A 24,439-nucleotide genomic window follows, 5' to 3' on the forward strand; every position below is an offset into this window, starting at 1 on the left:
CGTGCCTCGATCGCGACTCCAGCAGCGCCCCTCGGTCACGCTTCGGCGGGGACAGCGGCTTCCCTCGCCGCGTCCGGTCCCTCGCCGAGGAGCACGGCGAAGCCCTCCTCGTCGAGGACGGGCACCTTCAGCTGCATCGCCTTGTCGTACTTCGACCCCGGGTTGTCACCGACCACCACGAAGGAGGTCTTCTTCGAGACGGAGCCCGTGACCTTCGCCCCGCGGCTCTGGAGCGCGTCCTTGGCGCCGTCCCTGGTGTGCGTGGCCAGGGTGCCGGTGACGACGACGGTGAGTCCTTCCAGCGGCCTGGGCCCCTCGTCCTCCCCCACGCTCTCGTCCTCCATCCGGACCCCGGCCTCCCGCCATTTGCGCAGGATCTCGCGGTGCCAGTCCTCGGCGAACCACTGCTTGACCGAGGCGGCGATGGTGGGCCCCACTCCGTCCGCCGCGGCCAGCTCCTCCTCGGTCGCCTCGTCGATACGGTCGACGGAGCGGAACTGCCGGGCCAGCTCGACGGCGGCCACCGGCCCGACGTGCCGGATGGAGAGCCCGGTGAGGATACGGGCGAGCGGGGCCTGCCGGGCCGCGGCGATGCCGTCGAGCATCCCGACGGCGTTCTTCTTCGGCTCGCCCTGCTGGTTGGCGAAGACCGTGGCGATCTTCTCCTCGCCCGTCTTCGGGTCGCGCTTGGGCAGTCCGCTGTCCGGGTCCAGGACGTACGCCCGGATCGGCAGCAGCTGCTCGACCGTGAGGCCGAAGAGGTCGCCCTCGTCCACCAGGGGTGGCTCCGCGGGCTCCAGCGGCTTGGTCAGGGCTGCGGCGGCCACATACCCGAAGTGGTCGATGTCCAGGCACTTACGGCCCGCGAGATAGGCCAGGCGCTCCCGCAACTGGGCGGGGCAGGAGCGGGCGTTGGGGCAGCGGAGGTCGATGTCGCCCTCCTTCATGGGGCGCAGCGCCGTCCCGCACTCGGGGCACTCGGACGGCATGACGAACTCCCGCTCGCTGCCGTCGCGCAGATCGACGACGGGGCCGAGGATCTCAGGGATGACGTCGCCCGCCTTGCGCAGCACCACCGTGTCACCGATGAGGACGCCCTTGGCCTTCACGACGTTCTGGTTGTGCAGGGTGGCGAACTCGACCTCCGAGCCCGCCACCTCGACCGGCTCGACCTGGGCGTAGGGAGTGACCCGGCCGGTGCGTCCGACGCCGACCCGGATGTTGACCAGCTTGGTGTTGACCTCCTGCGGCGCGTACTTCCAGGCGATCGCCCAGCGCGGCGCGCGCGAGGTGGAGCCCAGCCGGCCCTGGAGCGGGATCTCGTCGAGCTTGATGACGACGCCGTCGATCTCGTGCTCGACGGACTGGCGGTTCTCGCCGAACCAGGCGATGAACTCCCGTGCCTCGTCGAGGGATCCGACCACCTTGTTGTGCTTGGCTGTCGGCAGGCCCCACTCCCTCAGCAGGTCGTAGGCCTGGGAGAGCCGGTCGATGTCGAAGCCCTCACGGGCGCCGATGCCGTGCACCACCATGTGGAGCGGGCGGGTGGCGGTGACCTTCGGGTCCTTCTGCCGCAGCGATCCGGCCGCCGCGTTGCGCGGGTTGGCGAAGGGCTTGTCACCGGCCTCGACCAGCCGGGCGTTGAGCCCTTCGAAGGCCTCCATGGGGAAGAAGACCTCGCCCCGGATCTCGACGAGCTCCGGGATGCGTTCGCCCTTGAGGCGGAGCGGGATCTCGGCGATCGTGCGGACGTTGGGGGTGATGTCCTCGCCCGTGCGTCCGTCGCCCCTGGTCGCCGCGCGGGTCAGCCTGCCGTGCTCGTAGGTGAGGTTGACGGCGAGACCGTCCACCTTGAGCTCGCACAGGAAGTGGTACCCGCCGCTGCCCACGTCCCTGGCCACGCGCTCGGCCCAGGCCGCGAGCTCCAGGTCGTCGAAGGCGTTGTCCAGGGAGAGCAGGCGCTCGCGGTGCTCGACGGAGGTGAATTCCGTGGTGTAGGGGCCCGCGACCTTCTGGGTCGGTGAGTCCGGGGTGCGCAGCTCGGGGTGCTCGTCCTCGATGGCCTCCAGGGCGCGCATCAGCCGGTCGAACTCGGCGTCGTCGACGACCGGCTGGTCCTTGACGTAATACCGGAAGCGGTGCTCCTCGATCTGCTCGGCGAGCAGTGCGTGCTGTTCCCGCACCTCCGCCGGCACACCGGTCAGCTGCCGCGCCTGCTGTTCGCCGGCCATCGCCTGTTCCTCCCGTTGACTCCTCGGCCCGCCGCTCGGGCCGACCCGCTACTCAGGGTTGTCCGCGAGCGACCTCGCGGCCCGGGCGCAGTGGGCGAGCGCGGCGCGCGCGTACGCGGGCGACGCTCCCGCCAGCCCGCAGGACGGGGTGATCACCACGGACTCGCTGAGAGTCCCCGGACGCAGCCCCAGCCTGCTCCACAACGTCCTGACCTCCATGACGCTACCGCCCGGGTCCGACAATGCGGTCGAGGCCGCGTCGAGACCGGGGATGACGCCGAGGAAGAGCTGGGTACCGGCTTCGACGGCTTCCCCGATCGCCTCCTCCTCACGCTCGGTGAGAAGGGAGAAGTCGAAGGAGACCGCGTCGGCCCCGGCGCGGCGCAGCAGGCCGAACGGCACCTCGGGGGCGCACGAGTGGACGGCCGTGGGTCCTTCGCCGTTCACCGCGAGCAGTTCGCGGAGCGTGCCCTCGACGACCTGGCGGTCCACGGCACGGTAGGTGCGGTAGCCGCTGGCCGACCTGACCCGCCCCTGGAGCACGGCGGTCAGCGATGGTTCGTCCAGCTGGAGCACGACCTCGGCGCCGGGAATCCTCCGCCGCACCTCGGCGAGATGGGAACGCAGCCCCTCGGCCAGCGAGCCCGCCAGGTCACGGCAGGCACCCGGGTCGCCCAGCATGGCCTCGCCGCCCCGCAGTTCCAGCGACGCCGCCAGGGTCCAGGGGCCGACGGCCTGGACCTTGACGAGCCCCTCGTAGCCCTGGGTGAACTCCTCCAGCGCGTCGAGGTCCTCGCCGAGCCAGGAGCGGGCCCTGCGGGTGTCGCGGCCGGGGCGGTCGCTGATCCGCCAGCCGCTGGGCTCGACGTGTCCGTACATCTCGACGAGCAGGCCGACGGTCCGCCCGGTCATGTCCGCGCCGGGGCCGCGCGCGGGCAGCTCCGCCAGATACGGCATGCCCTGACCGTCGGCGAAGGACCCGGTGACGGTTTTCGCCGCCTCCCGGGCGTCTCCCCCCGGCATGGACCCGATCCCGGTGGCTGCAATGGCGCTGAACCCGCTCTTCTCGCTCACGCGGAAAGCCTACGGGCAGCCCGGAGCGCGCCCTCCCTCAGCGGCCTGGACGGACCGTGAGGTCGTTGACCTCGGCGTCCCTGGGCAGGTCGAGTGCGAGCAGGAGGGTGGTGGCCACCGACTCCGGGTCCATCCAGCGCGAGGCGTCGTACTCCTTGCCCTCCTGCTGGTGGACCTTGGCCTGCATGGGGCTCGCGGTGCGGCCCGGGTAGACGGAGGTGACCCTGACCCCGTTGCCGTGCTCCTCGTGGCGCAGGGAGTCCGCGAGTGCCTTGAGCCCGTGCTTGCTCGCGGCGTACGCGCTCCATCCGGCGTTCGCCGAGAGCCCGGCCCCTGAGTTCACGAAGACGACGTGGCCCTGGGTGACGCGCAGCTGCGGCAGCAGCAGTCGGGTCAGCTCGGCCGGGGAGACGAGGTTGGCGTTGAGCTGGAAGTGCCAGGCCTTGGGGGTGAGGTCACCGACGCTGCCGAGCTCGACGACGCCGGCGATGTGCAGCAGCGAGTCCAGGCGTTCGGGCATCGACTGCTGCCCGAACGCCCAGGACAGCCGGTCGGGGTTGCCGAGGTCGCCGACGAGTGTCCGGGCCCCGGGGTGGAGCGCGGCCAGCTCCTTGGCGCGTCCGGCGTCGCGGGCCAGCAGCAGGAGTTCGTCGCCGCGCTCCAGGAGTCGACGGGTGACGGCAGCTCCGATGCCGGAGCCGGCGCCGGTGATGAGATGAGTAGGCATGCCCTCATGCTCGCATCACCGCGGGCTCACGCTCGCATCACCGCAGGCCGGCCGACTCCTCCAGGTAGGCCAGCGCCCCGACACCTTCCTCGGCGAAGAAGACCAGCTCGGTCAGCGGGAGCGGCAGGAAGCCCTCGTCCTCCATGCGCCGGAACTGCTCGTGCAGACCGTCGTAGAAGCCGGCGGTGTTCAGCAGGACGACGGGCTTGGTGTGCTTGCCGTGCTTCTTCAGCTCCAGGATCTCGGTCGCCTCGTCGAGCGTGCCCGTGCCGCCGACCATGATCACGATCGCGTCGGACTTCTCCAGGAGCAGCGCCTTGCGCTCGGCGAGGTCCTTGGCTATCACCATCTCGTCGGCGTTCGTCCGGGCCTTCGCCGCGAGGAAGTCCACCGACACCCCGACGAGCCGCCCGCCGGACTCCTGGACGCCGTCGGCGACGACCTTCATCAGTCCGCTCTCCGATCCGCCCCAGACCAGGGTGTGTCCGCCCCTGCCCAGCAGTTCGGCGAATTCACGGGCGGGCACGGTGTAGCGGTCGTCGAGGTCGGCGGCCGAGAGGAAGACGCAGATGTTCATGCGGACACCGTACGGCGGGCCCCGGGTGCGGGAAGAAACCGGACCGTTCGGCGGCTGAACCAGGTATGACCTCCATCACAGGACACACCATCACCGTGACCCCCGGGACCATGCATGTGCGGGCCGTGAGCGACGGGCAGGTGCTCGCCGAGAGCCGCCGCCCGCTGGTGCTGCGCGAGACGGGCTGCCCCGACCGCTACTACCTGCCGCCCGAGGACGTCCGCACGGAGCTGCTGACGCCCTCGGACACCCGTACGCACTGCCCGTTCAAGGGGGACGCGTCGTACTGGTCACTGCCCGGTGCGGCGGACCTCGTCTGGGGCTATCCGGAGCCCAAGGAGGCCGTCGCCGCGATCAAGGACCACTACTGCTTCTACGCGACGGACGTCGTCGCCGACTGACCGCCGAAGGGCCGTCAAAAAGATTTCTCCGCCCGGGCGATGAGTTCCGTGGGGCGCGGCGGTCCACCTTCACATGGACAAGACTCTCTCCCGTGACGGCACGTCGATCGCGTACCGCCGCCATGGTGACGGGCCGCCCGTGATCCTCGTCGGCGGGGCCCTGGCCACCGCGGCCGACGGGGCGCCGCTCGCCGCCCTGCTGGCCCCGCGCTTCACGGTGGTCACCTACGACCGCCGGGGCCGCGGGGCCAGCGGCGACGGCGGGCCGCACACGCCCCGCCTGGAGATCGAGGACCTGGCGGCGGTGGCGGCGACGGCGGGTGAGCGCGTCTCGCTCTTCGGCATGCTGTCGGGCGGGGCGCTGGCCCTGGAGGCGCAGGCGGCGGGCCTGCCCGTGGACCTGCTGGCGGTCTACGAGCCGCCGTACTCCCCCGGCGTCGACGGCCTGCTGCACAAGTCCCGCTGCTCGGCGCTGCTGCGCCGGCTTCTTGCTGCCGGTGACCGGGGCGGGGCCGTCGAGCTGTTCCTGTCCGGGACCGGGGTCCCGGAGGGGACGATCGCCCGCATGCGCCGGGCGCCTCTGTGGTCGGACCTCGAAGCGATGGCCCACACCCTGGCGTACGACGACGCCCTGCTGGGCGACGGCTCGATCCCCACCGGGAGGTTCGCATCGGTCACCGCCCGCACCCTGGTGGTGACCGGTGGTTCCAGCACCGAGCGGGCGTGGGAGACGACGCTCGCCCTCGCGGCGACCCTCCCCCGGGCCAGACACCGCGCCCTGACCGGCCAGACCCGTGACCTGGCCCCGCACGCGATCGCGCCGGTCCTGACGGACTTCTTCGCCCGCGACTCGTTCCTGCGCCAGGCGTCCTGAGGGCTCCCGCGCAGGGGCCGCCGATACGGCCGGGTCGTCGCAGGGGAGCGACCCGGCCGGCCCGGACGTCCGCTCAGCGGGCGGCCGAGGCCCTCTCCCTGCTCTCCGTCGTCGCGATCGTGGCCGAGCCGACGACCCGGGTGCCGTCGTACAGCACGACCGCCTGGCCGGGCGCCACGCCACGGACCGGTTCGGTGAAGGTGACGGACAGGGTGCCGTCGGTCAGCTCGGCCGTCACCTCGGTCTCACCGCCGTGGGCGCGGAGCTGCGCGGTGTACGTGCCGGGTCCCGTGGGTGCCGTGCCGCACCAGCGGGGCCTGATGGCGGTCAGGGCGGTGACGTCGAGGGCCTCGACGGGGCCGACCGTCACCGTGTTGTCGACCGGGGAGATGTCCAGGACGTAGCGCGGCTTGCCGTCCGGGGCGGGGTGGCCGATGCGCAGGCCCTTGCGCTGGCCGATGGTGAAGCCGAAGGCGCCCTCGTGGGTGCCGACCTTGGCACCCGACTCGTCGAGGATGTCGCCCTCCGCCGGGCCGCCGAGGCGCCCGGCCAGGAAGCCCTGGGTGTCGCCGTCGGCGATGAAGCAGATGTCGTGGCTGTCGGGCTTCTTGGCGACCGCCAGGCCCCTGCGCTCGGCCTCGGCGCGGATCTCGTCCTTGGTGGTGAGGGTGTCGCCCAGCGGGAACATGGCATGGGCGAGCTGCTTCTCGTCCAGGACCCCGAGTACGTAGCTCTGGTCCTTGGCCATGTCCGAGGCGCGGTGCAGCTCCCGGCTGCCGTCGTCAGCAAGGACGACGGTGGCGTAGTGGCCGGTGCAGACGGCGTCGAAGCCGAGCGCGAGCGCCTTGTCGAGGAGCGCGGCGAACTTGATCTTCTCGTTGCAGCGCAGGCAGGGGTTGGGGGTGCGCCCGGCCTCGTACTCCGCGACGAAGTCGTCCACGACGTCCTCGCGGAAGCGTTCCGCCAGGTCCCAGACGTAGAACGGGATGCCGATGACGTCCGCCGCGCGGCGGGCGTCCCGGGAGTCCTCGATGGTGCAACAGCCGCGCGCACCCGTACGGAAGGACTGCGGGTTCGCGGAGAGGGCGAGGTGCACACCGGTCACGTCGTGGCCTGCCTCGGCGGCTCGCGCCGCCGCGACGGCGGAGTCGACTCCGCCGGACATGGCGGCGAGCACACGGAGGGGGCGCTGGGAGGTCTGAGTCATAGCCTCTCCAGGGTACGGGGCTCCGGGAACCGAATGCTCGCGGATAGGCGTTGAGGATCACATGGGGAAGAACGGGAGTGCCGGGACACCGGGGAAGGGATCCGGCCACGGCATCAGTCGGCGCTCACTGCTGATCGGGGGCGGGGCCGCCGCGGTCGGCACGGCCGCTGTGGCCGCGGACAAGATCCGGCGTGTCTGGTGGCGGATGCCGGGCGTGGACAGGGCCCGCGACGAGGACGAGCGGGACTACGCACCGGCGAGCTGGGTCGCGGCCTCCGAGGCGAACTGGCGGCGGGCCGACCGCCCCGACGACTACGACGTGGACCGGGTGATCATCCATGTCACGCAGGGCAGCTTCGAGAGCGCGGTCAACGTCTTCCAGGACCCGGCGCACAAGGCGGCATCGCACTACATCGTCGGCAAGGACGGCCAGGTGACGCAGATGATCCGCGAGCTGGACGTGGCGTACCACGCGGGTAACCGCTCGTACAACGAACGCAGCGTGGGCATCGAGCACGAGGGCTTCATCGACCGCCCCCAGGACTTCACGAAGAAGATGTACGAGGCCTCCGCGGAGCTGACGGCGGCGATATGCAAGCGGTACTCGATCCCCATGGACCGCGAGCACATCATCGGGCACGTCGAGGTGCCGGGCTCGGACCACATCGATCCCGGGCCGCACTGGGACTGGCCCCGCTACATGAAGCTGGTGCGCGCGGCGTCCACCGACAGCGCGCGGGCGGGCTGAGCCCTTACGGCCTGGTGCACGACAGCGAGCGGATCAGGTCGTCAGCTGAGCCCCGCGGTCCTGGCGCGTTCGACGGCGGGGCCGATCGCGCGGGCGACGTCCTCCACGTCCTGCCGGGTCGAGGTGTGGCCGAGCGAGAAGCGCAGGGTCCCTCGTGCCAGCGAGGGGTCGGTGCCGGTGGCCAGCAGCACATGGCTGGGCTGGGCGATGCCCGCCGTGCACGCGGATCCGGTGGAGCATTCGATGCCCTGGGCGTCGAGCAGCAGCAGCAGGGAGTCGCCCTCGCAGCCGGGGAAGGTGAAGTGGGCGTTGGCCGGCAGCCGCCCGCCGGGGGCCGGGTCGCCGCCGAGGATGGCGTCGGGGACGGCCTTCAGGACGGCGTCGGCGAGCTCGTCCCGCAGCGCGCCGACCTCGCGGGCGAAGCGCTCGCGTCCGTCGGCGGCGTGCCGTCCGGCCACGGCGAACGCGGCCACGGCGGGTACGTCGAGCGTGCCGGAGCGCACATGCCGCTCCTGTCCGCCGCCGTGCAGGACGGGCACGGGGGTCTGGTCGCGGCCGAGCAGCAGCGCGCCGATGCCGAAGGGGCCGCCGATCTTGTGCGCGCTGACCGTCATGGCTGCGAGCCCCGACCTGGCGAAGTCGACCTCGATCTGCCCGAACGCCTGTACCGCGTCGGCGTGCATGGGCACACCGAATTCCCGTGCCACCTCGGCGAGATCACTGACCGGCATGATGGTGCCGATCTCGTTGTTGGCCCACATCACGGTGATCAGGGCGACATCGTCGGGGTCGCGGACGAGCGCCTCACGCAGCGCGTCGGGGTGCACCCGCCCCTGAGCGTCGACCGGGAGGTATTCGACGGTGGCACCCTCGTGCTCGGCGAGCCAGTCCACCGCGTCGAGCACGGCGTGGTGCTCCACCGGGCTGGCGATCACCCGGGTGCGCCGGGGGTCGGCGTCACGGCGGGCCCAGTAGATGCCCTTCACGGCGAGGTTGTCGGCCTCGGTGCCGCCGGAGGTCAGGACCACCTCGCTGGGGCGTGCCCCGAGGGAGTCGGCGAGGGTTTCTCTGGACTCCTCGACGGTACGGCGGGCCCGGCGCCCGGCAGCGTGCAGTGAGGACGCGTTGCCGGTGACGGCGAGCTGCGTGGTCATCGCCGCGATCGCCTCCGGAAGCATCGGCGTGGTCGCGGCGTGGTCGAGGTAAGCCATGGTGCTGACGATTCTACGAGCCCGTGGCGCGGCCCGGTGCCGGGCGCCCGGCACCGGTGCCCGGAACACCGGTGCCGGGACCGCTCAGGAGACCGGCGTCACAGGGCCGTCCAGCGTTGCGACGCCTCGCCCGCGCAGGTGTTCGCCGCGATGCCGCCGCCGAAGGCCAGGTCGAGACAGCCGCTGTTGGAGACGCTCACGATGCTGCCGTTCGATCCCGTACGCCAGCGGCGTGCGCCGGCCTTGTCGCACGCACCGGTGAAGACGGCCTGGCCGATCATGTTCGCGGACAGGCACTGCCCACTCTGCTTGTTGACGAGTTCGAAGCTCCCCCCGGACACGGCCCGGACGGTCCAGGTGGCACTCGGGTCGGAGCAGTCGCCGTCGTCCGAACTCCCGTAGGCGGCGATGAGGCACTTGTTGTTGTCGCCGTTGCGGTAGCGGTGCGTTCCGGAGGGTGTGGTCGACCCTCCGTCCGAGCCGCCACCGGACCCTCCCGACCCGCCGGACCCTCCCGACCCGCCTGACGAGCTGGAGCCTCCGGAGGAGCTTCCGCCGCCGCCGCCGGCCCCCGAGGAGCCTCCGGACCCGCCCTGGGCGCCTCCCCCGGTGTCACCGGATCCCGGGGCGGGGGCCGAGCTCCCGTCCTTCGCCTCGTCGTTCCCGCCGGATTTCCCGCCGGACTCCCCGTCGGACTTCCCGTCCCCCTTCTTCTTGTCCTTCGACGAAGGCCCGGGTGACGCCGAGCCCGACGTGCTCACGTCCGGCGCGGGCGCCGTCGGCCCGGCGGAGGCCGTGCCGGAGACGGAGGGTCCGGCTGCCGCACCGTCGCCGGGCCCGAGGACCCCGGGCAGGAGCTGGACGGCCAGCGTCGCGCCGCCCACCGCCAGGACGAGCGGAACGGCGACGAGGGTGACGCGGGTACGCCGCCGGCGCTCACGGAACTTCGGGCGGGCCTTCAGCCCGAGATCCCGGGTCTCCACGGACACGGGAGGCGGCAGTTCGATCTTCTGGACGTGCGCGGCGAAGGCCGCCTTCTCCGCGAGGTTCCCGCTGATCGTCTCCGGCCACAGCGGAGCCGTGAACGGTCCGTGTTCCGTGGCGCGCCGCAGCAGCTCGGCCGCCGTGGGGCGCGCCCCGGGGTCCTTGGCCAGGCACTCGGCGACGACATCGGCGAGATCGGGGTCCAGCTCCCGCACCGCGTCCAGGCCGGGCTCCTCGTGCACGATGCGGTAGAGGACGGCGGGCCCGGACTCCTCACCGAAGGGCGGGCTGCCACCGGCCGCGTACGCGAGGACCGACCCCAGGGCGAACACATCGGCCGCGCCGGTCAGATCCCGCTGAGTGGTGGCCTGTTCGGGAGCCATGTACGCCGGTGTGCCGACCACCATGCCGCTCACGGTCAGCTGGCTCTGCTCGGTGGCACGGGCCACACCGAAATCGATGACCGTGGCGCCGTCGACGGTCAGCATGACGTTGGACGGCTTGAGGTCCCGGTGCACCATGTCCAGCTCGTGCACGGCCACCAGACCCGCGGCGGCCTCGCGCAGCAGCAGCCACAGCGTGCCGGCGGGCAGGGGGCCCTTGTGCAGCCTGAGGGCCTCGTTCAGGGTGAGCCCGGGGACGTACGCGGTCGCGAGCCAGGGCGGCCGGGCGTCGCGGGCGCTGGCGAGCAGGGGCGCGGTCGCCTCCGCCGGTAACCGGGAGAGATTGTCGAGTTCGTGGCCGAAGCGGCGGACGAAGTCCTGGTCCTCACCCGCGATAGCGGGCAGCACCTGCTTGACCGCGACGTACCGCTCCTCGTGGACGCCGAGGTACACACGCCCCATCCCGCCGGCGCCGAGCCGGCCCGCCAGAGGAATCCCACCGATCTGCACCGGATCGTCCGCTTCCAGCGGCTTGGCCCCACTGCCCGTCAGATCTGACACGCCTGCAACGTCTCCCCCGTGACACCCGTTTCGGTACCAGGGAAGTCTGACGAGTGATCACGGGGAGCGGAAGCATATTCGGGAGACTCACCCCGGAAATTCACACCGAGGGGTCTCACCCCACGGGGCCGGGCCGGTTCTCAGCCGGCCAGGCTCCAGGAGACGGTGCCGTTGCCCGTGACCAGGACAGCCAGGACGACCAGGTCGGCGACACCGAGGGCCAGCCCGAGCAGGGCGCGGCCACGGCGGGCGGTGGAGCGGGCGAGGGCGATGAGCGCCATGACGATGGCGACGGGCCCCAGCAGGATGTTCATCACGAGGAGACCGAGCAGCCCGAGCACGAACGAGGCGACGGCGAGCCCGTCGGCCTCCCTCGTGACGGAACGGGCCTTGCCGGAAGGGGCCTCGCCGGAACGGGTCTCGTCCGCAGGCGTGGCCGAGGCGGTCGCGTCGGGCGTCGGACGAGTGGTGCGCGTGGTGCGAGTCGTGGTGAGTGCCATGATGCGGCTCCTTCGTCAGCGGGTGCGGCGGGCGAGGCGTTCACGGGCGCCGAAGACCACCAGCCAGAGGCCGATCACGGCCGCGGCGGTCAGGGTCACGGCGAGCGGGAGGTGTGCGACCGCTCCGAGGACAACCCCCAGCAGGAGCAGCGCGGCGACGAGGACGAACATGTCCGGCCTTTCTGCGAGCTTTGAGAGTACGACTGTTCACTGACTCCTGAGTCTAGACCCTCTACCTCTTCCAAGACTCGGAGAACGGTTGTTTACTGAATGGCATGAGTCACACCGTCCCCGGCATCCGCCAGGCCCAGAAGCTGAAGACCCGCCAGGCGCTGCTCGACGCGGCACTGGAGCTGCTGGAGCACCAGAGCCTGAGCAGTCTGGGCCTGCGTGAGGTGACCCGTGCCGTGGGTGTGACCCCGACCGCCTTCTACCGGCACTTCGACGACACCGCCGCCCTGGGTGTCGCCCTCGTCGAGGAGACACTGGGCAGCCTGCGCGGCATGATCGGCGCGATCCTCGCCGACACGGGGGACAGCGAGGAGCGGCTGGACCGCAGCGTCACCCTGATAGCCCGTCATGTCACGGCGCAGCCCGCCCACTTCCGCTTCATCGCCCGCGAGCAGCACGGCGGCGTCGGCGAGGTCCGCGGGGCCATCGCCGCCCAGCTGGACGGCTTCGCCGAGGAGGTCGCCCTGGCGCTCGGCCAGGAGTCCGGTTCGGCCGGCTGGGACCAGGAGGACCTGCTGATGCTGGGCGGGCTGTACGTCGACCACATGGTGCTCACCACATCGGCGCTGCTGGACGCGGGCCCCGAGGGCGAACAAGGGGTCATCCGGGTGGCCCGGCGCCGGCTGCGCCTGGTCACGCTGGGCAGGGCGCACTGGCTGGACGGGACGTCGTAGGGTCGGCGTCATGAGCGACTGGATCCTGGACCGGACCTTCATCAGCTCCTCGGGCGAGGTGCGCTGGGACGCGCTCGGCCCCGAGCAGGCCCCTCCCGTGGTGCTGGTGCACGGCACGCCCTTCTCCTCGTACGTCTGGCGCGGCATCGCACGGGCGCTGGCGCAGGACCACCGGGTGTACGTGTGGGACCTGCCGGGCTACGGCGCCTCCGCGCAGTACGAAGGCCAGGACGTGTCGCTCCGCGCCCAGGCCCTGGTGCTCACCGAGCTGCTCGGACACTGGGGGCTCGGCGAACCGGCCGTGGCCGCCCATGACTTCGGCGGCTGTGTCGCGCTGCGCGCCCATCTCCTGCACGGCGCCCGCTACCGGCGCCTGGCCCTCGTCGACCCCGTGGCACTGGCCCCCTGGGGCTCGCCCGCCTACCGGCTGCTCGGCGGCAGCGCCGAGGTCTTCGGTGAGCTGCCGCCCGATCTGCACCGGGCGCTGGTGACCGAGTACGTCGGATCGGCGAGCCACCGGGGCCTGCACCCGGCGGTGCTGGACAGGCTCGTCGCCCCCTGGTGCACCGAGGCCGGGCAGCCCGCGTTCTACCGGCAGATCAGTCAGAACGACCAGCGGTTCACCGATGAGATCCAGCACCGCTACCGGGAGCTGGAGCTTCCCGTCCTGGTCTGCTGGGGCACGGATGACACCTGGATCCCGGTCGCCAGGGGCCATGAGCTGGCCGGGCTGGTCCCGGGCGCCGAGCTGCGGCTGATCGACGGGGCGGGGCATCTCGTGCAGGAGGACGCCCCCGCCGAACTCACCGCGGCCCTCACCCGGTTTCTGCGTACAGCTCCGTGACCGCGGCCGCGGCCTCGGCGAGTACGCGGCGCGCCCTCGGGGGCGAGAGCACTTCGAGGTTCGGGCCGAAGGAGAGCAGGGAACGCGCCCAGGCGACCTCGGGCACGGCGAGCTCGGCCAGCAACCACTCCCCCGACGACGCCGGTTCGGGTTCGGGCCGGCCGGTCAGCACCCCCGCGTGGAGGCGTACGAAGAGGTCGAGGCGGGAGCGGTGCACACGGACCCGGAGCCGCACGTCCCCCGGCCGCTCCTCGACCTGCCTGCGCAGCTCCTCCCATACGTCGGCGGGCTCCACACCGGCCCTGCGCACCACGGCCTCCTCGCCGATGACCGCACGCCGCACGCGGTCCGCGCGGAAGAGCCGGGGCGCGCCGTCCAGGTCGGCGGTCAGATACCAGACGCCGGCCTTCACCACGAGGCCGTACGGGTCGACGGTGTAGACACGCGGGGTGTCCGTGCCGCTGTGCCGGTAGTGGAGCAGCAGCCGCCGGTCGGCGAAGACCGCGTCGTGCAGCTCGGCCACGTCGACGGCGGCCTCCGGCCCCTTCATCCAGCGGACCGGGTCCACCAGGATGCGGCGGCTGGTCTGTTCGGCGGCGGGCCGATGGGGGGCGGGAAGCGCGGCCATCACCTTGCGCAGCGCGGACCCGAGCGCCGCGTCGAGACCGAGCGCGGCGTGGGCGCCCTGCGCGGCGAGGACGAACAGGGCACGTGCCTCGTCGGCCGTGAGCCCGGTGACGTCGGTCCGGAAGCCCGGCAGCAGCGCGATCCCCCCGTTACGCCCCCGCTCCGCGTACACCGGCACCCCGGAGGCGGAGAGCGCCTCGACGTCCCGGTAGATGGTGCGTACGGAGACTTCGAGGCGCTCGGCCAGCTCGCCGGCGGGGACCAGGCCACGGGTCTGGAGCAGCAGCAGGATGGACAGGAGCCGGTCGGACTTCACCGCATCATCATGACGGGACGCCGCCGCAGGGCCCGGTCACGGCGCTCAGCCACGCGGCGCGTAGCCACGGGACTCAGACACAGTGCCCAGCCACGGGACTCAGCCACGCGGCGCGCGCGCCAGCTGACGGGACTGGGCGACGAGACGGCCCGCGCTGTCCCAGACGTCCGCGTCCTCCTCCAGGAAGCCGCCCGCCAGGTTGCGGGTGGTGATGGAGACACGCAGCGGCCCGGGGGCCGGGCGGCAGCGGATGTGGGTGGTGAGCTCGACGGTGGGCGTCCAGCCCTTCAGCCCCAGCTCGAACGAGGTCGGCGGCAGCGCGTCCACGGTGAGCAGCAGCGAGAGGGCATCGGCGTCCCGGCCGTCCGCGAGGGCGAACCAGCCCCGCATCTCACCCTTGCCCGACGGTGCTCCGACGGCCCAGCCGACCGTCGCCGGGTCCAGCTTGATGTCCAGCCGCTCGGTGATGGCGGAGCTGCCGGGGATCGAGGGCGCACCGTCGCTCGTGCCGAGGCACTGCTCCAGAGGCGGGATGGCGGGCGGCTCGGCCGACGTACGGACCTCGTCGCTCAGGTCGTCCAGCCGGCCGTAGGTGGCCAGCACCCGGATGCGCTCGACCTCCGTGCCGTCCTCGGCGAACTGGAAGAGCGAGGCCTCGCCGGTGGAGAGCGTACGGCCGGTGCGGACGACCTGCGTACGGATCACGGCGGGTCCCGGGACGGAGGCCGTGAGGTAGTGCGCGGAGACGGAGAAGGGGTCCGAGTGCGGGAGCGCGTCGCCGAGCGCCCGGCCGAGCATCGCGAGCAGATAGCCGCCGTTGACCGCGCGGATGATCGTCCACCCCGCGGAGAGCTCCGCGTCGTAGACGCCTTCCTCCCGGAGTGTGACCGCGGTGTCACGGTCGAACTCGCTGTCACCGATGGTCGCCTGTACCGCGCGCGACTCCTGCGCTGCTGCCTGTGCCATGGAATTCACGCTACACCGATCGCATTACTGAGCGGTAGCTTTTTCTTTGCCGTCAGATGACGGCCGGATTCTCCTCCGCCCTCGCCGAGCGCCTGTTGTAGGCGCGCGGGGCCCGCCAGTGGAAGCGCATGGCCAGCAGCCGCAGGACGAACGCGGTGATCGCGGCGGCGCCGCTGGTGTAGGCGTCGAGCACGTCGAAGCGGATGCAGAGCGCCACCATGACGGCACCGACGATCGCGGGCACGGCGTACAGGTCGCGGTCCCAGCGCAGCAGCGAGGGCACCTCGTTGGCCAGCACGTCGCGCAGCACACCACCGCCGACCGCGGTGGCCAGGCCGAGGGCGGCGGACGAGGTGAGGCCGAGGCCGTACTCGTACGCCTTGATCGTGCCGGATACGCAGAAAAGGCCAAGACCCGCCGCGTCGAAGACATTGACGCCGACCTGGATCCGCTCCACGTGCGGGTGCAGGAAGAAGACCAGGCCTGCGGCGATCGGCGGGGTCACGAAGTAGCCGAGATCCGTGAAGGCCGCCGGCGGGACCGCGCCGATGATCACATCACGGAAGATCCCTCCGCCCAGCGCTGTCACCTCGGCGAGGACCGCGATGCCGAAGACATCGAAGTTCTTGCGTACGGCGAGCAGGGCGCCCGAGATCGCGAAGACGAATATTCCGACGATGTCAAGCGCATGCTGGACGGAGGGGGTGAAGAGTTCGTTGAGCACCGGTCAATTGTGCCGGTCCTACGCCTTCGGCTTGTCCTCCGTGTCCTCGGCGTCCCCGGCATCGCCCTCGGAGGGGCTGCCCGGAGCGGGCCCGGCGGCCTTCTCCGGCTTCTCGGACACGGCCTCGGCGGCCTCCTCCGGGGCGGCCTCGGCAGGCTTCTCCGTCGCGCCGGCGGGCGGCTCTTCCGTCGCGGCAGGCTCGGTGGCCTCCTCCGTCACGGCGGTGGCCTCCTCCGTCACGGCGGTGGCCTCCTCCGTCACGGCGGCGGGCTCCTCCGTCGCCGCGGGCTCGGGAGCCGCCTCCGCCTCCGGCTCCGGCTCCGCCGGCTTCACCGTGATGACGTCCGCCACGAGCGGCGCGTCCCCCGGAGCCAGGTCCTCACCGTTCTCCGGGTGGTGGCACGCCACCTGGTGCCCGGTCTTCAGCTGGAGCAGCGGCGGCTCGGTCGTCCCGCAGATCTGCGTCGCCTTCCAGCACCGGGTGTGGAACCGGCAGCCGCTCGGCGGCGAGATCGGCGACGGCACGTCTCCCTTGAGCAGGATGCGGTCGCTCTTCGCACCGCGCCGGCGCGGGTCGGGCACGGGCACCGCGGACATCAGTGCCTTGGTGTACGGGTGCATGGGCGCCTCGTACAGCGACGCACGGTCCGCGAGCTCGACGATCTTGCCGAGGTACATCACGGCGATCCGGTCGGACACATGGCGGATGACCGACAGGTCGTGCGCGATGATCATGTAGGTGAGCCCGAGCTCGTCCTGGAGGTCGTCCAGCAGGTTCACCACCTGCGCCTGGATCGACACGTCCAGCGCCGAGACCGGCTCGTCCGCGACGACCAGCTTCGGCTTCAGCGCGAGGGCCCGCGCGATACCGATGCGCTGACGCTGGCCGCCGGAGAACTCGTGCGGATAGCGGTTGTAGTGCTCGGGGTTGAGCCCCACCAGCTCCAGCAGCCGCTGGACCTCGGCCTTCACACCGTCCTCGGGCTTGACGCCCTGGAGCCGGAAGGGGGTCCCGACGATCCCGCCCACGGTGTGGCGCGGGTTCAGCGAGCCGTAGGGGTCCTGGAAGATCATCTGGATGTCGCGGCGCATCGGCCGCAGTCGTCCGGCGGACATATGCGTGATGTCGCGGCCCTGGAACTCGACCTTGCCACCGGTCGGCTCCAGGAGCCGGGTCACCAGACGGCCCATGGTCGACTTGCCGCAGCCCGACTCGCCGACGACGCCCAGGGTCTCCCCTGGGCGCACGTCGAAGGTGAGCCCGTCCACGGCCTGGACCGCACCGACCTTGCGCTTCAGCACGCCCTTGGTGATCGGGAAGTGCTTGACCAGGCCGTCGACCTTGAGGAGCGGCTCGGACCCGTCCGACCCTGCCGCGGGAGACGCGGGAGTCTTCTTGTCTCGATCAGTCACAGCTTCGGCGCAATCTCTTCGGTCCAGATCCGGTCGCGCTGCTCACGCGACATGTGGCACGCGGAGTAGTGCCCGTCGCTGACCTGTTGCAGCTCCGGGCGCTCGGTGCGGGTGATGTTGTCCGGCGGGACGTCGGCGTACGGGCAGCGCGGGTGGAAGGCACAGCCCGACGGGACGTTGATGAGGCTGGGCGGCGAGCCCTTGACCGGGATGAGCCGCTCGGTCTGCTCCCGGTCGATGCGCGGCATCGAGCCGAGCAGCCCCCAGGTGTAGGGGTGCTGGGGCTCGTAGAACACCTTTTCGGCGGTGCCGCGCTCGATGCAGCGTCCCGCGTACATCACGAGCAGGTTGTCCGCGATCTCGGCAACCACACCGAGGTCGTGGGTGATCATGACGACCGCGGAGCCGAACTCCTTCTGCAGATCGCGGATGAGGTCGAGGATCTGCGCCTGGACGGTGACGTCGAGTGCGGTCGTCGGCTCGTCGGCGATCAGCAGCTGCGGGTTGTTGACCAGAGCCATCGCGATCATCGCGCGCTGGCGCATGCCGCCGGAGAACTGGTGCGGGTAGTCCTCGTAACGGCGGTGCGGCTCGGGGATGCCGACACGGTCGAGCATCTCGACCGCGCGCTTCTTGGCGGTCTTCTTGTCGACCTTGTTGTGGACCCGGTGGGCCTCCACGATCTGCGCGCCGATGCTGTAGTACGGGTGCAGGGCGGACAGCGGGTCCTGGAAGATCATGGCCATCTTCTGGCCGCGCAGCCTGCGTACCCGCTCGGACCCGGCGCCGATGAGCTCCTCGCCGTCGAGCCAGATCTCACCGCCGATCCGGGCACGGTCCGAGGTGTGCAGGCCCATGATCCCCAGTGAGGTCACGGACTTGCCCGAGCCGGACTCGCCGACGATGCCGAGGGTCTGGCCGGCCTTCAGGTCGAAGCTGACGCCGTCGACGGACTTGACCAGGCCGTCGTCGGTGTCGAAGTGGACGCTGAGGTTGCGTACGGAGAGGAATTCCTTCTTCCCGCCGTCGGTACGGCCGGTGCCGTCGCCGTCGACATCGCCGGACCGCGGGGCCGGAACGGCGTCCGCCGCCGGGGAGTCCTTCTTGATTGCGTCGCTCATGAGAGCCTCACCCGGGGGTCGATCGCGGCGTACACGAGGTCCACCAGCAGGTTGCAGATGACGATGAAGAAGGCGGCGACCAGGGTCACGCCCATCACCTTGGGCAGGTCGGCGGTGGTCACGCCCTGGATGGCGAAGGCACCGAGCCCCTGGAAGGAGAAGACCCGTTCGGTGATGACCGCGCCGCCCAGCAGCAGCGCGAAGTCCATGCCGAAGATGGTCACGAGCGGGGTCAGGGCGGAGCGCAGGCCGTGCTTGACGACCACCTTGCGTTCCTGGAGGCCCTTGGCCCGCGCGGTTCTGATGTAGTCCTCGCCCATGGTCTCCAGCATCCCGGCCCGGGTGAGCCGGGCGTAGAGCGCGGAGTACAGCAGGGCGAGCGTGCACCAGGGCAGCACCAGACTGCCCGCCCATTGGACGGGATTCTCGGCGAACGGTACGTACTCCCCGTTGCCGAACAGCGCCAGCACGACGAGACCGGTGAAGAACATCGGCAGCGAGACACCGGCCAGGGCGACGCCCATGGAGAGCCGGTCGAAGATCGAGCCCCGCTTCAGCGCGGAGAGGACGCCGACCGCGACACCGGAGACGACCCACAGGACGGCCGCACCGACGGCCAGCGACAGCGTGACCGGGACACGGTCGACGAGCTGGGGCCAGATCTCGGTGTGGGTCTTGAAGGAGTAGCCGAAGCACGGGGCGTTGCAGGTGACGGGGTCGGGGCCGAACTTGTAGTCGGCGCCGACGACGATGCCCTTGATGAAGTCCCAGTACTGGAGGTACAGGGGCTGGTCGAGCCCCAGGTTCTTCTTGACCGCGGCGATGACGTCGGGGTCGGGGCTCTTCCCGACGTACTGGGCGGCCATGGAGTCGAGGGTCTGCCCGCCGAGGCGGGGCACCAGGAAGAAGATCGCGAACGTGACTGCGCTGACCACCAGCAGCAGCAACACCGCGGCGAAGACGCGTCGGATGATGTACGCAGCCACAGCCGTGCGGCGCCGGGCGGGCCGGGCGGGGTACGCCCGCCGGCCCGGCGCCTTCACCTGCCTTTCAGGGGATGCTGTCGATGAACAGGTGTTACTTGGCGGACGACATCAGCACGTAGTCGTACATGCCGAGGTAGGAGTTCGCGACCGTGACGTTCTGCGCGGAGTCCGGGCGGTAGAGCAGGTTCTTGCGGTAGAACAGCGGCACGACCGAGGCGGTCTCCATGACCTTCTGGTCGACCTCGCCCCACGTGGCGTTGCGCTCCGTGGTGTCGACGGTGCCGATGCCCTTGACGAGGAGGTTGTTGACTCCCTTGTCGTCGAGCTCCATCAGGTTCGTGCCGCCGGAGGGCTTGATGGCCGATCCGTTCACGATCTGGTCGAGGAAGCCGAAGCCGGTCGGCCAGTCGGCGCCCCAGGCCATCATCATCATGCCCGCGTTGTTCTTGTGGACCCATTCGGGCACACCCGCGAAGTCCGTGAAGTACTTGTCGGCCGGGAACTGCTTGATCTCGGCGGTGATGCCGATCGCCTTCAGGCTGCCCTGGAGCTGCGTGGCGGCGGTGATCTCGTCAGGACGGTCCGAGCGAGCGGTCAGCGTGGTCTTGAAGCCCTTGGGCTGACCGCACTTGGTCAGGTGCTCCTTCGCCTTGGCGACGTCGCCCTTGCTGCCCTCGGTCGGGTACAGGTCGAACTTCTTGTAACCGGCGACGGTCGGCGGGATGACGGTGGACGCCGGATCGCCCTTGACCGAGCCACCGATCGAGTCGATCATGCTCTGCTTGTCGACCGCGTACTGAACGGCCTTGCGGCACTCGACGTTGTTGAACGGCTTCACCTTGACGTTCAGCGCCAGGTACTGCAGGGCGCCGGCGTACGGGTTGTCCGTCTTCGCCTTCTCGGCGGCCTTGGCCAGGACCTTCGGCTGGGTCTTGGACTGCAGACCCGTGCCCTCGGCACCCACGGTGATCGCGTCGTTCAGCAGGTGGTCGTCGATCGTGGTGGCGTTGACGTTGAACTTGAGCTCGACCTTGTCGGACAGCGCCTTACGGATCGGGTCGGTCTTCGCGTCCCACTCGGGGTTGCGGACCAGCGTGATGCCCTTGCTCTCGTCGTACTTGGAGATCTTGTACGGGCCCGACGAGACCATCTTCTGGACGTAGCTGGCGCCCGTGTCGGCCTTCTGCTGGATCGGGGCCGTCTGCGAGAACGCCGCGAGGTAGTCCATGTCCGCGAACGGCTTCTTCAGGTGGAAGACGATCGTCTGGTCGTCCGGGGTCTCGATGGACTTGAGACCCTCCTTGGACTTGTCCTTGTACGGACCCTTGTACTTGTCGGCGTCCGCGAGGTAGGCCTTGAAGTACGTGGGGCCGTTGGACAGGGCCTCCGGCGCGAAGTTGGAGCGCTCGACGGCGTACTTGACGTCCTTCGAGGTGATCTCGCTGCCGTCGTCGAACTTCACGCCCTTGCGGAGCGTGTACGTCCAGGTCTTGGCGTCGTCGCTGGCCTTGCCCAGGCCGGTGGCGAGGTCGGGAACGACCTCCAGGCCTTCCTTGCCCGCGGCCGGCTTGAAGGTCACCAGGGAACGGGCGTACAGGCGGGAGAAGTTCTGCACCCAGCCGTAGTACGTGTTGCCGGGGTCCAGGGAGTCGGCGCCGCTGGAGTGCTCCAGCGTGAGCGTCCCGCCCTTCTTGTCCGTCGCGTTGACGACGCTGGTGAGACCCGCGTCGGCCTTGGCGTTGCCCCCACCGCCGCTGCCGTCACTGCCCGAGTCGCTGCCGCTGCACGCCGATGCGCCGAGCGACACCGCTACGGCCACGGCTATGGCCGCTGCTGTCTTTCTGTTCTGCATGCTGAGGAAAGCCCCCTCGCTAGTCCGGTGCGGCACTGCCGCGATTACTTGCCACGAGGGTCGAGTGCGTCGCGCAGCCCGTCCCCCAGCAGATTGAAGGCCAGCACGGTGATGAAGATCGCCATGCCGGGGATGACCATGAACATCGGGTCCACCTCGTAGAGGTCGACCGCCTGCGTGAGCATGCCTCCCCAGGACGCCTGCGGCGGCGCGATACCCACGCCGAGGAAGGACAGGGAGGCCTCGAAGAGGATGTTCGTGGGGATCAGCAGCGTCGCGTACACGAGGATCGGCGCGATCAGGTTCGGCAGCAGTTCCCGGAAGAGGATGAACGGGCCGCGTGCGCCCAGCGACCGGGCGGCCTCGACGAACTCCCGCTCGCGCAGGGAGAGGGTCTGCGCACGGACGATGCGCCCGATGTAGGGCCAGCTGAAGAAACCGATCACGAAGATCAGGACCGCGATCCGCAGCGTGAGTCCTTCCATCCCGAAGGCGTTGCCCTGCAGGGAGGCGGAGATGGAGATCGCGAAGAGCAGCAGTGGGAAGGCGAGGAAGGTGTCCATCAGCCGGCTGATGAAGCTGTCCACCCAGCCGCCGTAGAACCCGGCCACGACGCCCATGATGACGCCGATGACGACGGAGAGCAGCGTGGAGCCGACGGCGACGACGAGGGAGACCCAGGAGCCTTCGAGGATGCGCGCCAGGATGTCGCGCCCGGTCTGCGGTTCGACGCCGAGGGGGTGGTCCCAGCTCATCCCGCCCAGGGAGCCCTTGGGCGCGAGCATGACGGGGTCGACCAGGCTCTGGTTGAAGCCGTTGGGGTCGAGCCCCAGGAGCGACTGGAGCGGCTTGGACAGCACCGCGATGAGGATCAACAGCACGACAACGATGCCACCGGCCATCGCGCCCTTGTCCCGCTTGAAGCGCGTCCAGGCGATGCGGCCGAGCGAGCGGCCCTCGATCTCCTTGCGCCCGGCGCCTTCCAGCACCGTTTCGGGCAGCGCGTCCGCCCCGGTGGTCTCGATCGGTGCCGTCATTGCGCTGGAGACCCCTCTCGGCCGGCGGTGGCCGGCCTGTGACCGCCGCTGTAGCGGCTCGTATGACATGTGCGTGTGGTGGCGCTACGGCCGAACGGACCCAGTTTGAAAAAGGGGCGCGTAGGGCATGGACCACCTGCTGTGTGGAGTCTTCAGCCACTTCGCGATCACCCGCCAGACCTGACGGGGAATGTTTGCTCAAACGTGATGCTGTCAGAGGGCTTCCGTTATCCGGACACTCGTGCTTACTCAGCGGACCTCTCGGCCACTAATCCGCGATAACGGACATGCTGCGCAACAGCGTTGAACACGGCACCAATGACCCGCACGCCCCCGCGTCCGCTGACGCCTTCTCAGTAGGCGTGCGGAGCGGGGCCGGCGGCGGGCGGATAGCCGTAGCCGGGGGCGGCCGGTGCGGGGGCGTGCGCCTCGCGGTCGTAGAAGGGCCGGGAGTTGGCGTTGAGCCACATCGCGACCGGGTCGTATTCGTCGGACAGCGAGACCGTCGAGACCGGCAGCCCGTCGGGGACCACGCCGATCGACTGCTGCATCATCGCGCGGACCGCGTCGACCGAGGGCCTGCCGGTGTCGTAGAGGTCGAGCCCGATCGCGAGGTACGGGGCACCGAGCGCCGGCTGCACCCAGGCCCTGCGCAGCGCGCGGACCGCGGAGGTGCGGTGGGCGTTCTGCGACAACAGGGCGTAGAACTGCGGGAGCTCGATGGCGGGTTCGGAGAGCCGCAGCGGCCCCGCGGGCATCCGGTCGAGGCCGGTGGCGATGCGGCGCAGGTCGAGCCAGGGGATGCCGACGCCGCCGCCCGGGGCGTGCGGGTTGAGCCAGATGCCCCAGCGGTCGGGGAAGAGGGAGCGGGCGATGTCGCGGCCCGTGGTCACCTCGTGGGCCCTGGTCCAGCCGCTGGCCGAGAGCTCCTGGGCGGAGGTCACGCAGGGGGCGTAACCCAGCCCCTGGACCTCCATGTTGCCGTACTGGGCGTCCGGGGAACCGGCTGTACCGTGCCAGAGCAGCATCCAGACCTGGCCGTCCGCCAGGGACCGCAGCAGCGTCTCGTACGCGTCGAGGCGCCCAGGGGTCACCTGTCGAAGCATGTGCTCCAGCTGCCCGGCCGCCGCGGTGCCTGACGCACTCACCCTGGGTCCCGCCCCTCTTCGTTCCACCTCGTCGTCGTCCAACAGCTTAGGCGCCACCCCCGACACGGCCTCGACGCCATCAGCCGCCGTGGGCCTCCGCTCAGTACGCGTCGCGCCGGTAGAACGGGCGCACCTTCTCCAGCATCCAGTCGCCGACCGGGTCCTGCGCGGCGTCGAGCAGGACCAGATTGACGGGCCAGGGCACCTGGACCCGGCCCAGCGCGCGGCCCAGGGCGTCCAGCGGGGCGCTCTGCGCCGCGGATTCCCATACGGTGGGCGACTCGACGCCGACGAACAGCACGGGGCCCTCGCCCTCGATGCTGGCCAGCGCCCGGCGCGCGGTGTTCACCACGCCGGTCGCCTGGAATTCGGCGGACACCGCGGAGAGGAAGTCCACGGGGTCCTCCTTCCAGTCCGGCTCGTACAGCCGCACCCGGCCGCCGCTCGCGGGGCCGTCGAGCGGGGTCCGTCCGGCCCGGCAGAGCTCCGCGACGGCGGCCGGCGGCAGGGGAACCCCGACGGCTCCACCGGGGTTGACCGCGACACCGAGCTGCGGGGGCAGCCCACGGGCGAACTCACGTGCGGGCGCGACGGTGAAGGAGAGATGGGAGCCGACGCACTGGAGGAACTGCGCCTCGGAGCTGAACACGGGGACGTACGCGCCGCCGTCGATGTCGACCGTCGGCAGGTCGAGGCCGATGCTGTCGGGCCCTCCGCCGTTCGGCAGGGGTACCCAGACCTGGCTGCGGCCGAGCACCTCGACGAGCCTGCCGCCCGCCCCGGGCACGCCGATGGAGGCGCTGAGCACTTCTTCGAGCTCGTTGGCCGGCCACCCCTGCGACGGATGCGACGGGGCCTGGGCCTGAGCCGGAATGTCCACGGTGTCTGTGTCCCTTTCTCGCCTTGTGGTGCGGCTGAAACCTTAGACGGTCCGCCGCGCTCGGGGGGCGTCACCGGCAGGCGCGACGGGCCGTCCACCGCACCGTCCAGATATCGGACGGCCCGCGGGACGCCCGCGAACT

Annotated in this window: 24 protein-coding genes; 5 read left to right on the top strand and 19 right to left on the bottom strand. The window is 70.8% G+C overall.

Features of this window, described 5'->3' with window-relative positions:
• Window positions 1-35 precede the first annotated feature (35 nt).
• Genes ligA through AB0C75_RS23520 form a run of 4 tightly spaced genes read right to left on the bottom strand, consistent with a single transcriptional unit; the run spans window position 36 to window position 4,609 of the window.
• On the bottom strand, window positions 36-2,231 hold the full coding sequence (gene ligA / locus AB0C75_RS23505) for an NAD-dependent DNA ligase LigA (RefSeq protein ID WP_362893646.1): 2,196 nt from the start codon (window positions 2,229-2,231) through the stop codon (window positions 36-38).
• A gap of 48 nt (window positions 2,232-2,279) precedes the next feature.
• Window positions 2,280-3,305, bottom strand: coding sequence for a methionine synthase (locus AB0C75_RS23510; RefSeq protein WP_362893647.1), 1,026 nt, complete (start codon window positions 3,303-3,305; stop codon window positions 2,280-2,282).
• A gap of 37 nt (window positions 3,306-3,342) precedes the next feature.
• Complete coding sequence (locus tag AB0C75_RS23515; RefSeq protein WP_362893648.1) at window positions 3,343-4,032, bottom strand: SDR family oxidoreductase; 690 nt, start codon at window positions 4,030-4,032, stop codon at window positions 3,343-3,345.
• Between the two features lie 37 nt (window positions 4,033-4,069).
• Window positions 4,070-4,609 carry a TIGR00730 family Rossman fold protein gene (locus tag AB0C75_RS23520; protein ID WP_362893649.1) on the bottom strand — a complete coding sequence of 180 codons (540 nt, stop codon included), beginning with the start codon at window positions 4,607-4,609 and terminating at the stop codon, window positions 4,070-4,072.
• Window positions 4,610-4,674: 65 nt separating this feature from the next.
• Between AB0C75_RS23520 and AB0C75_RS23525 the strand changes: the two genes are divergently transcribed.
• Both AB0C75_RS23525 and AB0C75_RS23530 read left to right on the top strand, forming a co-directional pair.
• The gene (locus AB0C75_RS23525; RefSeq protein WP_362893650.1) at window positions 4,675-5,010 is read left to right on the top strand and encodes a DUF427 domain-containing protein; all 336 of its coding nucleotides are present in this window, start codon (window positions 4,675-4,677) and stop codon (window positions 5,008-5,010) included.
• Between the two features lie 73 nt (window positions 5,011-5,083).
• Window positions 5,084-5,884 carry an alpha/beta fold hydrolase gene (locus tag AB0C75_RS23530; RefSeq protein WP_362893651.1) on the top strand — a complete coding sequence of 267 codons (801 nt, stop codon included), beginning with the start codon at window positions 5,084-5,086 and terminating at the stop codon, window positions 5,882-5,884.
• 73 nt (window positions 5,885-5,957) lie between these two features.
• Here AB0C75_RS23530 and mnmA read toward each other — a convergent pair whose 3' ends face one another.
• Complete coding sequence (mnmA, locus tag AB0C75_RS23535) at window positions 5,958-7,091, bottom strand: tRNA 2-thiouridine(34) synthase MnmA (RefSeq protein ID WP_362893652.1); 1,134 nt, start codon at window positions 7,089-7,091, stop codon at window positions 5,958-5,960.
• Window positions 7,092-7,152: 61 nt separating this feature from the next.
• Here mnmA and AB0C75_RS23540 point away from each other — a divergent pair, with 61 nt between their 5' ends.
• Window positions 7,153-7,839: a peptidoglycan recognition family protein gene (locus AB0C75_RS23540; protein WP_362893653.1), complete on the top strand. Its 687-nt coding sequence runs from the start codon at window positions 7,153-7,155 to the stop codon at window positions 7,837-7,839.
• Between the two features lie 41 nt (window positions 7,840-7,880).
• Here AB0C75_RS23540 and AB0C75_RS23545 read toward each other — a convergent pair whose 3' ends face one another.
• The 4 genes from AB0C75_RS23545 to AB0C75_RS23560 form a co-directional block, all read right to left on the bottom strand.
• Window positions 7,881-9,050: a cysteine desulfurase family protein gene (locus AB0C75_RS23545; protein ID WP_362893654.1), complete on the bottom strand. Its 1,170-nt coding sequence runs from the start codon at window positions 9,048-9,050 to the stop codon at window positions 7,881-7,883.
• A gap of 98 nt (window positions 9,051-9,148) precedes the next feature.
• Window positions 9,149-10,978: a protein kinase gene (locus tag AB0C75_RS23550; protein ID WP_362893655.1), complete on the bottom strand. Its 1,830-nt coding sequence runs from the start codon at window positions 10,976-10,978 to the stop codon at window positions 9,149-9,151.
• Between the two features lie 140 nt (window positions 10,979-11,118).
• Window positions 11,119-11,478: a DUF4190 domain-containing protein gene (locus tag AB0C75_RS23555; protein WP_362893656.1), complete on the bottom strand. Its 360-nt coding sequence runs from the start codon at window positions 11,476-11,478 to the stop codon at window positions 11,119-11,121.
• A gap of 15 nt (window positions 11,479-11,493) precedes the next feature.
• Window positions 11,494-11,649, bottom strand: coding sequence for a hypothetical protein (locus AB0C75_RS23560; protein ID WP_362893657.1), 156 nt, complete (start codon window positions 11,647-11,649; stop codon window positions 11,494-11,496).
• A gap of 104 nt (window positions 11,650-11,753) precedes the next feature.
• Between AB0C75_RS23560 and AB0C75_RS23565 the strand changes: the two genes are divergently transcribed.
• A complete protein-coding gene (locus tag AB0C75_RS23565; RefSeq protein ID WP_362893658.1) occupies window positions 11,754-12,383 on the top strand; it encodes a TetR family transcriptional regulator in 630 nt (209 codons plus the stop codon).
• Between the two features lie 10 nt (window positions 12,384-12,393).
• A complete protein-coding gene (locus AB0C75_RS23570) occupies window positions 12,394-13,227 on the top strand; it encodes an alpha/beta hydrolase (RefSeq protein WP_362893659.1) in 834 nt (277 codons plus the stop codon).
• Here AB0C75_RS23570 and AB0C75_RS23575 read toward each other — a convergent pair.
• The 10 genes from AB0C75_RS23575 to AB0C75_RS23620 all read right to left on the bottom strand — a co-directional run bounded on the left by AB0C75_RS23575 (window position 13,199) and on the right by AB0C75_RS23620 (window position 24,297).
• Complete coding sequence (locus tag AB0C75_RS23575) at window positions 13,199-14,170, bottom strand: YafY family protein (protein WP_362893660.1); 972 nt, start codon at window positions 14,168-14,170, stop codon at window positions 13,199-13,201. The genes AB0C75_RS23570 and AB0C75_RS23575 overlap by 29 nt on opposite strands.
• A gap of 99 nt (window positions 14,171-14,269) precedes the next feature.
• Window positions 14,270-15,136 (bottom strand): thioesterase family protein, encoded by an 867-nt coding sequence (locus tag AB0C75_RS23580; RefSeq protein ID WP_362893661.1) that lies wholly within the window; start codon window positions 15,134-15,136, stop codon window positions 14,270-14,272.
• Window positions 15,137-15,188: 52 nt separating this feature from the next.
• Window positions 15,189-15,860, bottom strand: a complete 672-nt coding sequence (locus AB0C75_RS23585; RefSeq protein ID WP_362893662.1) for a trimeric intracellular cation channel family protein — start codon at window positions 15,858-15,860, stop codon at window positions 15,189-15,191.
• An 18-nt stretch (window positions 15,861-15,878) separates the two neighbouring features.
• Window positions 15,879-17,273 (bottom strand): dipeptide ABC transporter ATP-binding protein, encoded by a 1,395-nt coding sequence (locus AB0C75_RS23590; RefSeq protein ID WP_362893663.1) that lies wholly within the window; start codon window positions 17,271-17,273, stop codon window positions 15,879-15,881.
• Window positions 17,270-18,394, bottom strand: coding sequence for an ABC transporter ATP-binding protein (locus AB0C75_RS23595; protein ID WP_362893664.1), 1,125 nt, complete (start codon window positions 18,392-18,394; stop codon window positions 17,270-17,272). The genes AB0C75_RS23590 and AB0C75_RS23595 overlap by 4 nt, the downstream gene beginning before the upstream one ends.
• Window positions 18,391-19,380 (bottom strand): ABC transporter permease, encoded by a 990-nt coding sequence (locus AB0C75_RS23600; RefSeq protein WP_362893665.1) that lies wholly within the window; start codon window positions 19,378-19,380, stop codon window positions 18,391-18,393. Before AB0C75_RS23600 ends, AB0C75_RS23595 begins: the two co-directional genes overlap by 4 nt.
• Before the next feature lie 91 nt (window positions 19,381-19,471).
• The gene (locus tag AB0C75_RS23605) at window positions 19,472-21,232 is read right to left on the bottom strand and encodes an ABC transporter substrate-binding protein (protein ID WP_362893666.1); all 1,761 of its coding nucleotides are present in this window, start codon (window positions 21,230-21,232) and stop codon (window positions 19,472-19,474) included.
• A gap of 44 nt (window positions 21,233-21,276) precedes the next feature.
• On the bottom strand, window positions 21,277-22,269 hold the full coding sequence (locus AB0C75_RS23610; RefSeq protein WP_362893667.1) for an ABC transporter permease: 993 nt from the start codon (window positions 22,267-22,269) through the stop codon (window positions 21,277-21,279).
• 353 nt (window positions 22,270-22,622) lie between these two features.
• On the bottom strand, window positions 22,623-23,417 hold the full coding sequence (locus AB0C75_RS23615; protein WP_362893668.1) for an enhanced serine sensitivity protein SseB C-terminal domain-containing protein: 795 nt from the start codon (window positions 23,415-23,417) through the stop codon (window positions 22,623-22,625).
• A 100-nt stretch (window positions 23,418-23,517) separates the two neighbouring features.
• The gene (locus AB0C75_RS23620; protein ID WP_362893669.1) at window positions 23,518-24,297 is read right to left on the bottom strand and encodes an enhanced serine sensitivity protein SseB; all 780 of its coding nucleotides are present in this window, start codon (window positions 24,295-24,297) and stop codon (window positions 23,518-23,520) included.
• Window positions 24,298-24,439 lie beyond the last annotated feature (142 nt).

This window comes from Streptomyces sp. NPDC048565 (genome assembly GCF_040650935.1).
GTDB lineage: Bacteria > Actinomycetota > Actinomycetes > Streptomycetales > Streptomycetaceae > Streptomyces.

Bases quoted from the DNA above. Each gene is read 5' to 3' on its own strand.
- ligA (WP_362893646.1), bottom strand. From the start codon at position 2,231: ATGGCCGGCGAACAGCAGGCGCGGCAGCTGACCGGTGTGCCGGCGGAG.
- mnmA (WP_362893652.1), bottom strand. From the start codon at position 7,091: ATGACTCAGACCTCCCAGCGCCCCCTCCGTGTGCTCGCCGCCATGTCC.
- AB0C75_RS23545 (WP_362893654.1), bottom strand. From the start codon at position 9,050: ATGGCTTACCTCGACCACGCCGCGACCACGCCGATGCTTCCGGAGGCG.
- AB0C75_RS23565 (WP_362893658.1), top strand. From the start codon at position 11,754: ATGAGTCACACCGTCCCCGGCATCCGCCAGGCCCAGAAGCTGAAGACC.
- AB0C75_RS23595 (WP_362893664.1), bottom strand. From the start codon at position 18,394: ATGAGCGACGCAATCAAGAAGGACTCCCCGGCGGCGGACGCCGTTCCG.
- AB0C75_RS23525 (WP_362893650.1), top strand. From the start codon at position 4,675: ATGACCTCCATCACAGGACACACCATCACCGTGACCCCCGGGACCATG.
- AB0C75_RS23515 (WP_362893648.1), bottom strand. From the start codon at position 4,032: ATGCCTACTCATCTCATCACCGGCGCCGGCTCCGGCATCGGAGCTGCC.
- AB0C75_RS23570 (WP_362893659.1), top strand. From the start codon at position 12,394: ATGAGCGACTGGATCCTGGACCGGACCTTCATCAGCTCCTCGGGCGAG.
- AB0C75_RS23540 (WP_362893653.1), top strand. From the start codon at position 7,153: ATGGGGAAGAACGGGAGTGCCGGGACACCGGGGAAGGGATCCGGCCAC.
- AB0C75_RS23530 (WP_362893651.1), top strand. From the start codon at position 5,084: ATGGACAAGACTCTCTCCCGTGACGGCACGTCGATCGCGTACCGCCGC.
- AB0C75_RS23610 (WP_362893667.1), bottom strand. From the start codon at position 22,269: ATGACGGCACCGATCGAGACCACCGGGGCGGACGCGCTGCCCGAAACG.
- AB0C75_RS23520 (WP_362893649.1), bottom strand. From the start codon at position 4,609: ATGAACATCTGCGTCTTCCTCTCGGCCGCCGACCTCGACGACCGCTAC.
- AB0C75_RS23605 (WP_362893666.1), bottom strand. From the start codon at position 21,232: ATGCAGAACAGAAAGACAGCAGCGGCCATAGCCGTGGCCGTAGCGGTG.
- AB0C75_RS23560 (WP_362893657.1), bottom strand. From the start codon at position 11,649: ATGTTCGTCCTCGTCGCCGCGCTGCTCCTGCTGGGGGTTGTCCTCGGA.
- AB0C75_RS23580 (WP_362893661.1), bottom strand. From the start codon at position 15,136: ATGGCACAGGCAGCAGCGCAGGAGTCGCGCGCGGTACAGGCGACCATC.
- AB0C75_RS23555 (WP_362893656.1), bottom strand. From the start codon at position 11,478: ATGGCACTCACCACGACTCGCACCACGCGCACCACTCGTCCGACGCCC.